Below are 13,497 nucleotides of genomic sequence, written 5' to 3'. Positions count from 1 at the left end.
GGCTCCGGGCGCTGTGCGTCAGGAGTGACGCAACCAGACAAGGCAATCGAGGCGGAAAAAACAAATATAGCAATACGCATATATTATCCTCATATAAATAAAATATATCAAAATAAACATAGAGTAATCACCAAAGAAATTTACAATATAGTCTTTAATAAGTCCATTCTAATTTGCCATCGCCGCGTGCGTCACCTCTCCCGATAACGTGCTCACTGCCCCTTCCTGCAATTCCGCAGCCAGCAGCCGTTCGGCATCGACAGGGCGTGGCATGGAAAGCTGGCCGTGGGGAATCTTCTGAAAACCAAGCGGGCCATAGTAAGGAGCATCTCCGACGAGAACGACGGAGCCCGCGCCGGCATTGCGTGCTGCCTCGACTGCAATCGAGACAAGCTTGCGGCCGATGCCGATGCTCTTGTAAGCCGGCCTCACGGCGAGTGGACCGAGCAACAGGCCACGCCCCTCACCGGCAGCAATCCATGTCATGCGCACCGAAGCGATGACGTGGCCCTGGTGCACGGCCACAAAGGACAGTGCGGGATCGTGCGGACCGCCCTCTCGGATCTTGTAGGCAGCGCGTGCAAACCGACCCGGGCCAAAAGCTTCTTCGTTGATGAGTTCGATTTCAGCGTCGTGGGCCGGATCTTCCGGCAGGTAGTGTATGTCGGCAGAAGACATGATCAATTGTTCCGGTGGTCTCGAAAGGTGGAGGCGGCCGCAGGCGCGCCTGCCCCATGCCAGGGGCCTTCAGTCCTTTCGTCGTCGCTCCACCAGAAACCGGATCATCGTCGTGCATTTTCCTCGCTGAATGGACTTTCCTAGAGCATCGGACCGAAAAGTGGAAGCCGGTTTTCGGATTATTCCGATGCTCCATCAATAGTTTAGATCGTCCTTTGTGCGTCCTCTGGACGCACGGCGATCTACCAGCATTTTTCCGCCTCGTCCACCGCAACTTTGCCGCAGAACCCAAATTGTTGACGCAGCGTTTACGCTCCGAACGGTTGGGTTTTCTCGGTTGATGCCCTACATCCGGCGAAACAAAGGAGTTTTGAATGGGTCTGCTCGTAGAAGGTGTCTGGCACGACAAGTGGTATGACACGTCAAAGACAGGCGGCCGCTTCGAGCGGTCCAGGTCGCAGTTCAGGGATTTCGTGACAAGGGACGGCGCGCCCGCAGAAGGCCGCAAGCGCGGCTTCAAGGCGGAGCCCGGGCGCTATCATCTCTACGTCTCGTTAGCCTGCCCCTGGGCGCACCGCACGCTAATCTTCCGCAAGCTGAAGAAGCTTGAGGACGTGATCTCGGTTTCGGTCGTCCATCACTTCATGGGCGAGAACGGCTGGACGTTCCTCAAGGAGGACGGTGCCACGGGCGATGATCTTCATGGTTTCGACTTCCTGCACCAGATCTACACCAAGGCTGATCCGAAATATTCCGGTCGCGTGACCGTTCCGGTGCTCTGGGACAGGAAAACCGAAACCATCGTTTCGAACGAGTCAGCTGAAATCATCCGCATGCTGAACGAAGCGTTCGATGAATGGGGCGATGCAAGTTTGGACCTTTATCCCGAGGATCTGCGCGGTGAGATCGACAGCATCAACGGTCTTGTCTACGACAACATCAACAACGGTGTATACAAGGCAGGCTTTGCGACAACTCAGGACGCCTATGAAGAAGCGTTCAAAGCACTCTTCGGCGCTCTTGATACCGTGGAAGAGCGACTTTCGCACCAGCGCTACCTTGCCGGTGACCAGCTGAGCGAAGCCGACTGGCGGCTCTTCACCACGCTGGTGCGGTTCGATCCGGTCTATGTCGGCCATTTCAAGTGCAATCTGCGCCGCATCGCCGACTATCCGCATCTGTCGAATTATCTGCGCGAACTTTACCAGGTGCCGGGCGTGGCCGAGACCGTGGATATGCGGCACATCAAGGCGCACTATTATGGCAGCCACGGCACCATCAATCCGACCGGCGTCGTGCCATTGGGGCCGGAGCTCGATCTAAACGGGCCGCACGATCGGGGCAGGCTGGCGAAGGCAGCCTGAGGAACCGCGGGCACGGAAGAGTGCATCATCACTCGTTTCGACCCGCGCTACCACTCGTCGGAGACGGGCGCGTGCTCAAATATCTCTGCAATACGACGACGCGTGCCGTCGCTGGTATCAACGGGCAAGGCGTCGAGCGGAAAGAAGCGCGCCTCGGCAATCTCACGGTCGGGAACATGCGGGTGCGTCTGTCGAAAACGCCTGATCAGATAGACCGCCACATGGTCGCGATTGCTGGCCATGCGATTGAAATGGAATGACTTCAGCACCGGCCGTTCGAGAATTTCGATATTGCCCTCTTCGGCCAACTCGCGTGAGAGCGCGGCCTGTGTGCTCTCACCCGGCTCAACACCGCCGCCTGGGAAATGCCATCCCTTCACATAGGTATGGCGCACCAGAAACACCGCGTGGTTTTCCTGGTCATACACAACGCCACGCATGCCCAGTGTCATGGGGCGGCTCAGGCGCAGCCAGAAATGAAAAAGCCGTGTGCCGAGAGCCCGCGGCGGGGGTTGTGGAGAGGGTGCGTTCATAAGCTGCATCCTGTGGGGTGGTCAGGGCGTTTGGTGTGTTCTACACACGGGAGCATGTTTCGCCTTGCGCATTTTTCCGACATTCATCTGGGGCCCCTCCCCGCCATAAGCTATCGTGAACTCGCTTCCAAGCGCATCACCGGATACATCAACTGGCGGCGCAACCGCAGGCTCAATCTCGACCACGGGCTGATCGACCGTATCACCGACGACATGCTGGCGGCAGAGCCTGATCACATTGCGCTCACCGGTGATCTCGTCAACCTTGCCCTCGACAAGGAGATCGAGATGGCGCGGCTTTGGCTGGAAAGTCTGGGGCCGGCGGACAAGGTTTCGGTCGTGCCGGGCAATCACGACGCCTATGTGCCGGGTGCGCTGGCGCGGTGCGCCCGTGCTTGGTCGGGCTACATGACCGGAGATGATGGCAAACCGCCAGAAGGCAAGGGCGGCTTTCCCTATCTGCGCGTGCGCGACAGGATCGCCATTATCGGTGTTTCCTCGGCACGCGCCACTGCCCCCTTTCTGGCGAGCGGGCATTTTTCAAAGGCGCAGGCCAAACGGCTGGCAAAAATCCTCGATGCCACCCATGAGGCCGGTCTGTTTCGGGTGGTGATGATCCATCATCCACCCGTGCGCGGTGCAACCCACGCAGCCAAGCGGCTTTACGGTATCGGGAGGTTTCAGAAACTGATCCGCAGACATGGCGCGGAGCTCATATTGCATGGGCATACGCACAAACCCACAGTGCACCGCATCGACGGTAGGAATGGACAAACGGTGCCCGTGGTGGGGGTTGCCGCTGCCGGCCAGTCCCATGGCAGTGCCAAGCCGCCTGCCCATTACAACCTGTTCGAAATCGACGGTGCTCCGGGCGCATGGAACATTCGTTTTTCGCGACGCGGGCTGACCGATGGAAACGGCACAATCGGTGAAGTGTCGGGGGCGATGCTTAGCGGAGAGGAACAAAACGATTGATCCGCGCAGGGAAAACGCCCCGATCGGTAATGATTTCAGCGGAACGAAACCGTATTTTTCTCAGTATCCGGATAAGAGTCCGTTCAGCTCGGGAAAGCGATCCCACATGGCGATTGCCACCGTCGCGACACCGACAACGCCGCCCAGAAGCACCAGACCGAGCCCACCGAGAAAGCTGCGCCATGCGCTCTTTCCCGAGATATCGGACACTGCCGCTTCCTCCGGGGTGTCGCCACGCGGTAGCGTCTCGACGTCCCCCTCCACGGCGCGCTGGCGCTCGACCATCCGTTCTGCAATGTACCGGGTGACCTGATCGGCCACCGGCGCAAGATCGGTGCTTTCTGCCAGCACCACCCTTCCAAGGCGCGTGTCACGCAGAAAACGATAGGTTCGGCGGTCCCGCCCCATCGTCACATGGGCCACGGCGTCGATCCACAGCCTCGGCTGCTCGCCTGAAGAAATGGCAAAATCGAACGACGGATCGTCTGCCGGCACATCGTCAAAGACCGGCTGCAGTTCCTGAGCCAGCAGCTCGAGCCGCGTGCGGCTCGCCTCGCGCATCTCTACAACCACATCCGCCCTGTCGGCAGCCGCGTTCTTCATCTCGCGCATCGCGTCTGAAAGACTGCGCACATTGGTACCCGAAACGGCGGACTGACCAGCCTCACTCATGGGCGGGACTCCTGAAAACTAGCGTTAACCCATCGTTAACATGGCTAAAACAGAAAATCATCACGTTTTGTTCCGCATTCAAAAGCGGGGTAAACAAGGCAAATTTACGAGAAAGCTGATGAAACGGGTGGGGGCCGGCATCACACGACGCCCATGCTCTCCATGATGATGCGCGCCACGTCATCCGGTTTTTCTTCCGGTAGCATGTGCCCACACCCTTCCAGCATATGCAGGATGAAAGTGCCGGGAGCGTTCATCGCCTGATGCGGCGGGAGCACAACATCCTCCGCTCCCCACGCGATGTGTACGGGGACCGAAAGTGCCTCCAGCATGCTGCGCGGGAAGGCTCCCTGTCGGCCGTCGCGAACGATTGTCTGTGCAATTTCGATGAGCTTCTCGCGCTGGCCAGGTATGGTGTTGAGGGCAGTGGCCTCTGCCTCGCTGACGGCTGGCGTGTTGCCCTGGGGGCCGAACATGCCGTGCATGGCGGCGGCGATTTCGGCATTGGTGCCAGCAAACGCGCGCGCCATCATCAGGTCGCCAGCGATCTCCGGCCCCATTCCCCCCGGTGCGAGCAATGCAAGTGAAGAAACGGTCTGCGGCGCGAAATGTGCAACAAGCACGGCAACCGCCCCGCCGAAGGAATGGCCGGCCATATGGGTGCGCGCGATGCCACGAATTGCAAGATCGTCAATGATTGCCTGTGCCGTGGCCTTTGCCCTGCCAGCCCCCGGCAGATCCACTGAGCGGCCATGGCCTGGCAGGTCATATGCAACGATGCGCAGGCCGTTGGGGAGCCTTTTTCGCACGCTGTTCCAGACCCGATGGCTGCCGGCAAAGCCATGCAGAAGAACGAGGGCGCTGTCGCCCTCGCCGGTGTCATCTGCGTAAAGCGCGCCGCTCAACCCACGATCCGGTTTGCGGCAGAGACCACCGCTTCCAGCGACGCCGTCACGATATTCGTGTTGACGCCAGCGCCGAACAGCTTGCCGCCTGGATGCTCGACTTCCATGTAGCAGATGGCCGCCGCATTGGACCCCCTGTGCATGGAGTGCTCGGAGTAATCCACGACAGACATGTCGATGCCCAGATGCTTGGAGAGCGCGTCGATGAATCCGTCCACCGGACCGGTTCCCACACCCTTGATCAGGGTCTGTTTGCCTCCGTCCATGATCGTCGCCTCGATGACACGCTGCCCCTTCACGTTTGTGTCGGGGAACGTCTGGTGGTCGACGAATTTGATACGTGCATCAGGCTGGTCGACATACAGCTCCATGAAGCGATCATAGATCTGCTTTGCCGGTAACTCCCTGCCCTCGCGGTCGGTAATGTCCTGAATGTCTTCGCGGAACTCCACCTGCAGGTTGCGCGGCAGGTTGAGGCCGTAATCGGCCTGCATCACATAGGCGATACCACCCTTGCCCGACTGTGAGTTGATGCGGATGATAGCCTCGTAGGAACGCCCCACATCCTGCGGATCGATCGGCAGATAGGGAACTTCCCACAGAGGCTTGTTGGCCGTTTTTATGGCCTTCATGCCCTTGTTGATGGCGTCCTGATGAGAGCCGGAGAATGCGGTGTAGACCAGCTCGCCGACATAGGGATGCCGCTCGGGAATGACGAGCTGGTTGCAGTGCTCGTAAACATCCTTCATGCGGTTGATATCGGTGCAGTCCAGCTGCGGATCCAGCCCCTGCGTGTACATGTTGAGCGCGAGCGTGACGACATCGACATTGCCGGTGCGCTCTCCATTGCCGAAGAGGGTTCCCTCGACACGGTCGGCGCCTGCCATCAACCCCAGCTCGGTTGCTGCGATACCCGTCCCGCGGTCATTGTGCGGATGCAGGGAAATGATCAGGTTTTCGCGCTGATCGAGATTGCGGCACATCCATTCGATCTGGTCGGCATAGATATTCGGCGTCGACATTTCGACGGTCGACGGCAGATTGATGATGAGCTTGTTGTCCGGGGTGGGCTTGATGATTTCGATCACTGCGTTGCAGATGTCGAGCGCCACATCGAGCTCGGTCCCGGTGAAGCTTTCGGGAGAATATTCAAAACGGTAGTCGCCGCCGGCCTTTGCGGCCATATCCATGACCATTTTGGCGGCGTCGGTGGCGATTTGCCTTATCCCGGCAACATCCCTGCCGAACACGACGCGGCGCTGCAGTTCGCTGGTGGAGTTGTAGAAATGAACGATCGGACGGTTGGCGCCTTCCAGCGCTTCAAAGGTTCGCGTGATCAGTTCGGGACGGCACTGCACCAGAACCTGGAGCGAAACATCGTCAGGCACGCCGGCTTCCTCAATGCACCAGCGCGCGAAATCGAAATCCGTCTGCGATGCCGACGGAAATCCGATTTCGATCTCCTTGAACCCCATGTCGAGCAACAGCCTGAACATGCGTGCCTTGCGCTCATGCCCCATGGGATCGACCAGAGCCTGGTTGCCGTCGCGCAGATCGACCGAACACCAGATCGGCGCCTTCTCGATACGTTTTGCGGGCCATGTCCTGTCGGAAATGTCGACCTGCGGATAGGGCTGATACTTGATCGAAGCGTCCGGCATTCCCTTACGCCCCTGAGCGGTCGATTTACCCTCTACTCGGTTTTCTGCCATGTCAGTCATCTTGTTATGCGCGTCCATTCCATTTTCTCCCGGCCCCGGTTGCGTGCGCTCCGCGCGGCGGGCCTGTCAACAGCAAAGTGAAGTTTTGGAGAAAGAGCATCCGCCGACCGGCGACATCGATCGCCGGGCGCTCCTTCAACGGACCCGGCGATCGCCGATAAGGCCAAGAAGAAGAAGGCTGGAAGCTAGCGCGCGCACGGTCGCGCCGGAAAAGGCGGCACGAGCGGAACTGGACTCTGTCTTGCGCGTCATCATGCAGATTTCATTAAACGACCCCGTCGCGGCTGGCAAGTCCGTCCCGCGATGAGCCGGCCACAACTGCCTCGTAGGCCTCCTGCAGACGCGCACGCACGCCGGCGGCCTTGGTGCCCGTACTCGTGACAGATGCGAGATGCGTTTCCCGCAATTCCTCCATGAACGCCTCCCAGAGGGCCGGCCCGCCTTCCTCCAATAGTCTTGCGCGAACCGATAGCTCCTCGCTCACCGGCAACCATTTGCTTCCCCACGCGCCGATCATGGCAAAGACCGGAACCAGCTCGATGCCCATTTCTGTCAGGCTGTAGATCGACTTCTGCTTGTGGCTCGGATCGTCCGCCTTCGAAATGACCCCCTCCGCCAGAAGCCTGCGGAGCCTGTCAGCGAGGATGTTGGAGGCGATCCCCTCCTCGGAATTGATCAGAAGATCGCGGAAATGGCGACGGTCGCCGAACATCATGTCCCGCACCACGATAAGGCTCCATTTGTCGCCCAGCACCTCAAGCGTGAGGTTGATGGGGCAGGCCGAACGGTGCGGAGCGGCGATCTTTCGGGTCTCGTTCAATCTACTTCTCCAGAATCCAATTGCAGGATGCCACTGGGTTGACTCATTCACAACCAGTTGCAAAACTGAACCGGTATTTGAATGTCGACAGGGAACGGCAGACCGGCAGTAAAATCGCCCCGACTTTTTCTGCCGCCACATGTCGGATCGGAGGAACCCGACCGCGTCTTATCCCTGTCCGCGAGCACGATATCGCACTCGAACGTGCAGGCGAGCGAGGAGGAAACCGCAATGACCGCCCCAGAGACCGCATCCCGGGAAGACTGGCAGAAAGCCCGCGCAGCGCTGCTCGAAAAAGAAAAGGCACTCACCCGCGCCCATGATGCCCTCGCGGCCGAGCGGCGTCGTCTGCCATGGGTTCGTGTCAAAAAGAACTATGCCTTCAAAAGCCCGGAGGAAACGCTGGCACTCAACGATCTGTTCGAGGGGCGCCGCCAGTTGATCGTTTATCACCACATGCTCAGGCCGGCGGATCCTTCGCCTTGCGCTGGCTGCTGCATGTTCGTGGACAATCTCGGCCACGCCGCCCATCTGAACGCACGTGACACAACGCTGGCGCTGGTCTCCAATGCTCCCATTGGCGAGATCGAGACCTTTCGCAGGCGCATGGGCTGGCCACAGCGCTGGTATTCTGTTGAGGGCACGACCTTCAACGAGGATTTCGGCGTTACCGGCGGATTCGGGCTGAACGTCTTCGTCCGCGAAGACGACACCGTGTTTCACACCTATTTCACCAGCGGGCGCGGTGTCGAGGCGCTCGGAAGCAACTGGACACTCCTCGATCTGACACCACTGGGGCGTCAGGAAAGTTGGGAGGATGCGCCCCACGGCACTCCGCAGACTCCTCCCTATCAATGGTGGCGCCTGCATGACGAATATTAAGGGAAACAACCAGGTGACCCCACCCTCCCTTTCCCGTCGAGGGCTGCTGACCGGTGTTGCGGCGCTCGCCTTTCCTTCCCTCATCGGCAATAGAGCGGTCGCCATGAACCAGCTATCCGCAAATGCACTTGAAATGCTGAAAAACACGATGGAAGCGCACGTCGCCGAAGGCCGCATGGCCGGGGCAACATGGCTGCTCCGTCACGATGCAGTGGAGCACGTCGGCACTGCAGGCACATTTGCGCTGAATGGTGAAGGGGCTCCCATGGCGCGCGACACGATCTTCCGGGTGGCCTCTCTGACCAAACCGGTGACCGCTGCAGTGGCGATGATGCTGGTGGAGGACGGCGTGCTGACGCTCGATGGTTCCGTCGATGACCTGCTGCCGGAGCTGGCAGATCGAAGGGTTCTGAAAAGTCTTGATGGCCCGCTTGACGAAACCGTTCCGGCAAACAGGTCCGTGACACTGCGGCAGCTTTTGACCATGACCTTCGGGCTTGGAGCGATCATGGTGTTTCCCGAGGCGTATCCGATCCAGAAAGCCATGCGCGAAGCCGGCATCGCTCCCAGTTGGGTGCTTCCGAAAATGCCTTCAGACGCGTACATGAAGAAGCTTGGCGCCCTGCCGCTTGCGGCACAGCCCGGCGAAGCCTTCTTCTACAACAATGGGTTCGATGTTGCCGGCATCCTGATCGAACGCGCAACAGGACAAAGGCTCGGCACTGTCATGGAGGAGCGCCTGTTCGCTCCGCTTGGCATGAAGGACACGGGTTTCCACGTTTCCGTCAAGAAGCAGGACCGGCTGCCGAAGCAATATGGCCCGGACTTCGCCAATGGAGGAAGGGAACTCATCGCCTTCGGGTCAGAACAGGGCGTGGACTTTACCAGCACGCCACCCATGGATTCCGGCGCCGGCGGCATGGTGTCGACGTTGGATGACTACGCCAGCTTCTGCTGCATGATGCTGTATGGCGGAACGCTCGGCGGCAGGCGTTATCTAAAGGCCGAGACCGTGGCCGAGATGACGCGCGATCAGCTGACGCCTGCTCAGAAAATGGCTCCGCACGCGACCATGTTCATGGATGAAGGGGGTGCAGGCTGGGGGCTAGGGATGTCTGTAGGCCTACGCAGAACACGCCCCTGGCTGACGCCGGGCAACTTTGGCTGGAATGGCGGTTTCGGCACCACCGCCTATACCGACCCGCAAAACGGGTTGGTCGGCATCTTTCTCAGCCAGAGCATGATGGCATCACCCGAACCACCCCAGACATACGTGGATTTCTGGAAAGGAGCCTATCGGGCTATTGGCGCGGCCTGAGACATGTCGGGTAGGGCCTAACCGCCAGCCCAGCGCGCCACCATCCGACTGATGGGCGGGCCAGCCAGTAGCACGAAAAGAAACCGGGCCATCTGCACTGCCATGACGAAGGAGAGGTTCACATCCTGAGAGGCCGCAGCGGCGATGATGGCGACCGAATCCATGCCGCCGGGGCTGGTCGCCAGATAGGCGGTGAGCGGGTCGATGCCCCATTCCACATGCAGAAACCAGGCGAGTGCACCGCAAAACGCCATCAGCGCGACAATCGAGACGACCACCTGGGGCAAGGCCCTGAGCGCGGTACGCAAAAGCGACCGGTCAAACTTCAGGCCGATGGTCCAGCCCACGATCATATAGGCGGTGCCCATCAGCCAAGGCGGCAGCTCCAGTGTCACACCGCCGCCCAGGTGTACCGCTGCCCCGGCAAGCAGCCCCCCGAGGAAATAAGGCGCCGGCAAACGCGCAGCACGGCCGAACAGGGCACCGGCGAGCGCCGTGGCCACAGTGATGGCAAAAGCTGTCTGGTCAAGCGCAGGAAACCAGTCCGTTTCCGGCGCGTCGACACCGGATGTGTCGACCCACAGACGAGCGATCGCCGCTGCCGCCACCGTGACAAAGATCACCCGAAGATACTGCATGAAAGCCACCAGCCGTGCATCTGCCCCGAATGCACCGGCCATCAGCACCATTGCCGTGGCCGCTCCTGGTGCCGAGCCCCAGACCGCCGTCGTTCCGGGCAGGATTTTCCAGCGGCTTACGAGAAACCCCAACACGCTGCTTGCAGCGACCGTCGCCAATACAGCAAGCAGGAGAATCGGCCAGATATCACCGAAGGATGCAAGGATGGCCGGCTCCAGCGAGCCGCCAATCAACAGCCCGACGAATGTCTGAGCGGCGGCAAAGGCCGCCATGGGCACGCGAATGCTCGAACCGAGCGCACCCGTGGCAACTGCCGCAAGCATCGGGCCGATCAGAAGCGCTGCAGGCAACGCGCCAACCAGCATGACGCCTGCAAGCCCAAGGGTAAGGCCCACGAGAAACAACCATTGAAAGGGGAAAGCAAGACGCGTGAGAGGTCCATTCGAAGAAGTCTGCGGCGTGGTGTCCATCAACAAGCGTCCTGACTGCTGTACCGATGGCATACAGGATCGTACCGCGCATGGGAATGTTCCCTTGCCGCAGCGTGGATTGACTTTATATTCCCAATTGGATATATATCCAACTGGAAATTAAGGGAAACATCATGCAGAACAAGCAGCTGGATGCGACATTTGCGGCCCTGGCCGATCCGACACGGCGGGCCATACTTGCCCGCCTTTGTGTTGGCGAGGCAACCGTAACGCAATTGGCCGAACCGTTTGCCTTGAGCCAGCCTGCCATTTCCAAACATATCAAGGTTCTGGAAAAGGCGGGACTCGTCTCGCGCCGTCGCGATGCGCAGAAACGCCCCTGCAAACTGGAAGCGAAGGCGCTGGGCGAGGCCATCGACTGGCTGGACCAGTACCGCAAATTCCTGGAAACGCGCTATGCAAAGCTCGACGCGCTCCTTGAAACCCTGAAATCCGTAAACGACCCGCCGGCCGGCTCAGGTTGATCCGGTCGCTTCCTTTTTACATCCAATGCCGAAAGGAACCCGAATGTCACAGCCCCAAACCCTGACCATCACCGCACGAGGTGACAGGGAGCTTGTCATAACCCGCCGCTTCAACGCACCGCGGCAAATGGTATTTGAGGCCCATACGCGGCCAGAACTGATCAAACGCTGGATGACAGGTCCGGAAAACTGGACCCTGCCCATTTGCGAGATCGATCTTCGCGCCGGTGGCAAGGGTCGGTATGTGTGGCGCAACACACAAAGCGGCGCCGACATGGGAATGACTGCAACATATCTGGAAGTCGATGCGCCCAGACGCATCGTTCATCAGGAAATGTTTGATGAAGACTGGACCGATGGCGGCACCGAGATAACCACCACTTTCGTGGAGGAGGGCGGGACGACACGGATGGAAATGGTGTTGCGTTGTACATCCAGCCAGGCGCGCGACACCATACTGAAATCGCCCATGTCCGACGGAATGGAACAGGGATATGCCCGCCTCGACCGGCAGCTCGCCGAACGCAAGGCCGCCTGATGCGGACTGGCCTTGCCTGAGCAAGTGGAGAAGCTCGTGGGCTGACGGACCGAGCTTCCTGCATTTTTTGTTTTGCGCCGCCTGTCGGATCTTCACTCCCTCGTTCGTCCTGAGAACGGCAATGGAAACAATGAGGAGCATCCCATGCGCTATATGATGCTGATGATACCGAAGGGGTTTGAATCGGCCGGGCCGGAGCTTGATCTGCCGGCTGACGCCGTCGAAAAAATGATGGCCTATAATGAGCAATTGCGCGCTGCCGGGGTTCTGGTGGCGCTCGAGGGCCTGCACCCGCCCTCTGCCGGGGCACGGGTGTCCTTCGCCAGCGGCGAACCCGTGGTCATCGACGGCCCTTTCATCGAGGCCAAGGAGGTGCTTGGCGGCTACTGGATCATCGATGTGCCGACACTGGAAGACGCCATAGAATGGGCAAAGCGCTGCCCCGGATCACCGAACGAAACCATAGAAATTCGCAGGATCCAGGAGATGGATGACTACAGTGACGAGATTCAGGATATCGTGAAAACCTATCCCGATGTTCTGGAGAAGGGCATCCGCAGCTCCTGATCAGCAGAATTTTGCCTTGTGTTCAGGTTCCACGTGAATGGTGACTTCCGCGCCGGGCTGGTTTTTCTCAAGTGCCCCTTCGATACGGTCGCAGATGCGGTGTGCAGCCTCGACCGTCATGTCCGACGGCACGACCAGATGAAATTCGATAAAGCGGGCCCTGCCCGCTTCACGGGTCTTGAGATCGTGAAATTCAAGAGCGCCTGCATCATTGTCGGCGATCACACGTTCGATCTTTTTCAGTTCTTCAGGCTCGACCGAAACATCCATCAGCCCCTGCACCGACTCTCCCACGAGATGCCAGCCATGCCAGAGAATGTTTACGGCAACGATCAGCGCCATCAGCGGGTCCAGCCAGTTCCATCCGGTTGCTACGGCAAGCACCAGGCCGCCAATCACGCCTGCCGAGGTGACGACATCGGTCCACAAATGCCTGCCATCGGCGATCATGGCCGGAGATCGCGCCCTGCGCCCGGTCGACACCAGAAGCCACGCCCAAATGCCGTTGCCGACGGCGGCAAGCCCGTTGATAAGCAATCCGACGAAGGGAGTTTCAAGCGGACGCGGCTCGAAAAGAGCAATCCCCGCTTCCCGGATGATCAGCAATGCAGCAACGACAATCAGAACGCCTTCCAGAACGGCTGAGAAATATTCTGCCTTGTGATGGCCGAACGGATGGTTGTCGTCTGCCGGCGTGTGGGCAATGCGCAAAGCATACCAGGCCACGCACGATGCCACGACATTGACCACCGATTCCATCGCATCGGAAAAGAGCGCCACGGAATCGGTGAGCCACCATGCGGCAAGCTTGAGCGCAAAAATGCCCAGCGCAACGAGGATGGACCACATCGCGATGCGCTGGAGCTTGCCGTTTGATGGCATGGTGATCCCTCTCCCCTTTTCCCCGACTGGCCTGTCGGAAACCTGACT

General features: G+C 59.5%; 15 protein-coding genes. 7 read left to right on the top strand and 8 right to left on the bottom strand.

Annotation, left to right across the window (positions count from 1 at the left end):
- Positions 1–168 precede the first annotated feature (168 nt).
- Complete coding sequence (locus AB2N04_RS08620; protein WP_367718374.1) at positions 169–678, bottom strand: GNAT family N-acetyltransferase; 510 nt, start codon at positions 676–678, stop codon at positions 169–171.
- A gap of 374 nt (positions 679–1,052) precedes the next feature.
- Here AB2N04_RS08620 and AB2N04_RS08615 point away from each other — a divergent pair, with 374 nt between their 5' ends.
- The gene (locus AB2N04_RS08615) at positions 1,053–2,042 is read left to right on the top strand and encodes a glutathione S-transferase family protein (RefSeq protein WP_367718372.1); all 990 of its coding nucleotides are present in this window, start codon (positions 1,053–1,055) and stop codon (positions 2,040–2,042) included.
- A 47-nt stretch (positions 2,043–2,089) separates the two neighbouring features.
- Here the strand turns inward: AB2N04_RS08615 and AB2N04_RS08610 are convergent, their stop codons facing one another.
- Complete coding sequence (locus AB2N04_RS08610; protein ID WP_367718370.1) at positions 2,090–2,575, bottom strand: NUDIX domain-containing protein; 486 nt, start codon at positions 2,573–2,575, stop codon at positions 2,090–2,092.
- A 54-nt stretch (positions 2,576–2,629) separates the two neighbouring features.
- Between AB2N04_RS08610 and AB2N04_RS08605 the strand changes: the two genes are divergently transcribed.
- Positions 2,630–3,550, top strand: coding sequence for a metallophosphoesterase (locus AB2N04_RS08605; RefSeq protein ID WP_367718368.1), 921 nt, complete (start codon positions 2,630–2,632; stop codon positions 3,548–3,550).
- A 60-nt stretch (positions 3,551–3,610) separates the two neighbouring features.
- On the opposite strand, the gene AB2N04_RS08600 is transcribed toward AB2N04_RS08605, so the two are convergent.
- The 4 genes from AB2N04_RS08600 to AB2N04_RS08585 all read right to left on the bottom strand — a co-directional run bounded on the left by AB2N04_RS08600 (position 3,611) and on the right by AB2N04_RS08585 (position 7,650).
- Positions 3,611–4,222, bottom strand: coding sequence for a hypothetical protein (locus AB2N04_RS08600; RefSeq protein WP_367718366.1), 612 nt, complete (start codon positions 4,220–4,222; stop codon positions 3,611–3,613).
- A gap of 140 nt (positions 4,223–4,362) precedes the next feature.
- Positions 4,363–5,127 carry an alpha/beta fold hydrolase gene (locus AB2N04_RS08595; RefSeq protein ID WP_367718364.1) on the bottom strand — a complete coding sequence of 255 codons (765 nt, stop codon included), beginning with the start codon at positions 5,125–5,127 and terminating at the stop codon, positions 4,363–4,365.
- The gene (leuA, locus tag AB2N04_RS08590) at positions 5,124–6,788 is read right to left on the bottom strand and encodes a 2-isopropylmalate synthase (protein WP_367718768.1); all 1,665 of its coding nucleotides are present in this window, start codon (positions 6,786–6,788) and stop codon (positions 5,124–5,126) included. The genes AB2N04_RS08595 and leuA overlap by 4 nt, the downstream gene beginning before the upstream one ends.
- Before the next feature lie 325 nt (positions 6,789–7,113).
- Complete coding sequence (locus tag AB2N04_RS08585) at positions 7,114–7,650, bottom strand: winged helix-turn-helix transcriptional regulator (RefSeq protein ID WP_367718767.1); 537 nt, start codon at positions 7,648–7,650, stop codon at positions 7,114–7,116.
- A 249-nt stretch (positions 7,651–7,899) separates the two neighbouring features.
- On the opposite strand from AB2N04_RS08585, the gene AB2N04_RS08580 reads away from it, so the two are divergent.
- Both AB2N04_RS08580 and AB2N04_RS08575 read left to right on the top strand, forming a co-directional pair.
- Entirely contained in the window at positions 7,900–8,550 is a 651-nt protein-coding gene (locus tag AB2N04_RS08580) for a DUF899 domain-containing protein (RefSeq protein ID WP_367718362.1), read from the top strand.
- 13 nt (positions 8,551–8,563) lie between these two features.
- The gene (locus AB2N04_RS08575) at positions 8,564–9,868 is read left to right on the top strand and encodes a serine hydrolase domain-containing protein (protein ID WP_367718360.1); all 1,305 of its coding nucleotides are present in this window, start codon (positions 8,564–8,566) and stop codon (positions 9,866–9,868) included.
- Between the two features lie 17 nt (positions 9,869–9,885).
- Here the strand turns inward: AB2N04_RS08575 and AB2N04_RS08570 are convergent, their stop codons facing one another.
- The gene (locus tag AB2N04_RS08570) at positions 9,886–10,977 is read right to left on the bottom strand and encodes an AbrB family transcriptional regulator (protein WP_367718358.1); all 1,092 of its coding nucleotides are present in this window, start codon (positions 10,975–10,977) and stop codon (positions 9,886–9,888) included.
- Between the two features lie 134 nt (positions 10,978–11,111).
- Here AB2N04_RS08570 and AB2N04_RS08565 point away from each other — a divergent pair, with 134 nt between their 5' ends.
- From AB2N04_RS08565 to AB2N04_RS08555, 3 genes are all read left to right on the top strand, one after another.
- Positions 11,112–11,462, top strand: a complete 351-nt coding sequence (locus tag AB2N04_RS08565) for an ArsR/SmtB family transcription factor (protein WP_367718357.1) — start codon at positions 11,112–11,114, stop codon at positions 11,460–11,462.
- 43 nt (positions 11,463–11,505) lie between these two features.
- Positions 11,506–12,000 (top strand): SRPBCC family protein, encoded by a 495-nt coding sequence (locus AB2N04_RS08560; RefSeq protein WP_367718355.1) that lies wholly within the window; start codon positions 11,506–11,508, stop codon positions 11,998–12,000.
- A 144-nt stretch (positions 12,001–12,144) separates the two neighbouring features.
- Positions 12,145–12,567: a YciI family protein gene (locus AB2N04_RS08555; RefSeq protein ID WP_367718353.1), complete on the top strand. Its 423-nt coding sequence runs from the start codon at positions 12,145–12,147 to the stop codon at positions 12,565–12,567.
- Here AB2N04_RS08555 and AB2N04_RS08550 read toward each other — a convergent pair whose 3' ends face one another.
- A complete protein-coding gene (locus tag AB2N04_RS08550) occupies positions 12,568–13,449 on the bottom strand; it encodes a cation diffusion facilitator family transporter (protein WP_367718352.1) in 882 nt (293 codons plus the stop codon).
- Positions 13,450–13,497 lie beyond the last annotated feature (48 nt).

Source organism: Nitratireductor sp. GISD-1A_MAKvit (genome assembly GCF_040819555.1).
GTDB lineage: Bacteria > Pseudomonadota > Alphaproteobacteria > Rhizobiales > Rhizobiaceae > Nitratireductor.
Note: the sequence above shows the minus strand (reverse complement) of the source record. Positions and strands in the feature narration are given on the sequence as shown.

Coding starts and splice junctions, on each gene's coding strand:
- AB2N04_RS08620 (WP_367718374.1), bottom strand. CDS start 678: ATGTCTTCTGCCGACATACACTACCTGCCGGAAGATCCGGCCCACGAC.
- AB2N04_RS08615 (WP_367718372.1), top strand. CDS start 1,053: ATGGGTCTGCTCGTAGAAGGTGTCTGGCACGACAAGTGGTATGACACG.
- AB2N04_RS08610 (WP_367718370.1), bottom strand. CDS start 2,575: ATGAACGCACCCTCTCCACAACCCCCGCCGCGGGCTCTCGGCACACGG.
- AB2N04_RS08605 (WP_367718368.1), top strand. CDS start 2,630: ATGTTTCGCCTTGCGCATTTTTCCGACATTCATCTGGGGCCCCTCCCC.
- AB2N04_RS08600 (WP_367718366.1), bottom strand. CDS start 4,222: ATGAGTGAGGCTGGTCAGTCCGCCGTTTCGGGTACCAATGTGCGCAGT.
- leuA (WP_367718768.1), bottom strand. CDS start 6,788: ATGCCGGACGCTTCGATCAAGTATCAGCCCTATCCGCAGGTCGACATT.
- AB2N04_RS08580 (WP_367718362.1), top strand. CDS start 7,900: ATGACCGCCCCAGAGACCGCATCCCGGGAAGACTGGCAGAAAGCCCGC.
- AB2N04_RS08570 (WP_367718358.1), bottom strand. CDS start 10,977: ATGGACACCACGCCGCAGACTTCTTCGAATGGACCTCTCACGCGTCTT.
- AB2N04_RS08565 (WP_367718357.1), top strand. CDS start 11,112: ATGCAGAACAAGCAGCTGGATGCGACATTTGCGGCCCTGGCCGATCCG.
- AB2N04_RS08560 (WP_367718355.1), top strand. CDS start 11,506: ATGTCACAGCCCCAAACCCTGACCATCACCGCACGAGGTGACAGGGAG.
- AB2N04_RS08555 (WP_367718353.1), top strand. CDS start 12,145: ATGCGCTATATGATGCTGATGATACCGAAGGGGTTTGAATCGGCCGGG.
- AB2N04_RS08550 (WP_367718352.1), bottom strand. CDS start 13,449: ATGCCATCAAACGGCAAGCTCCAGCGCATCGCGATGTGGTCCATCCTC.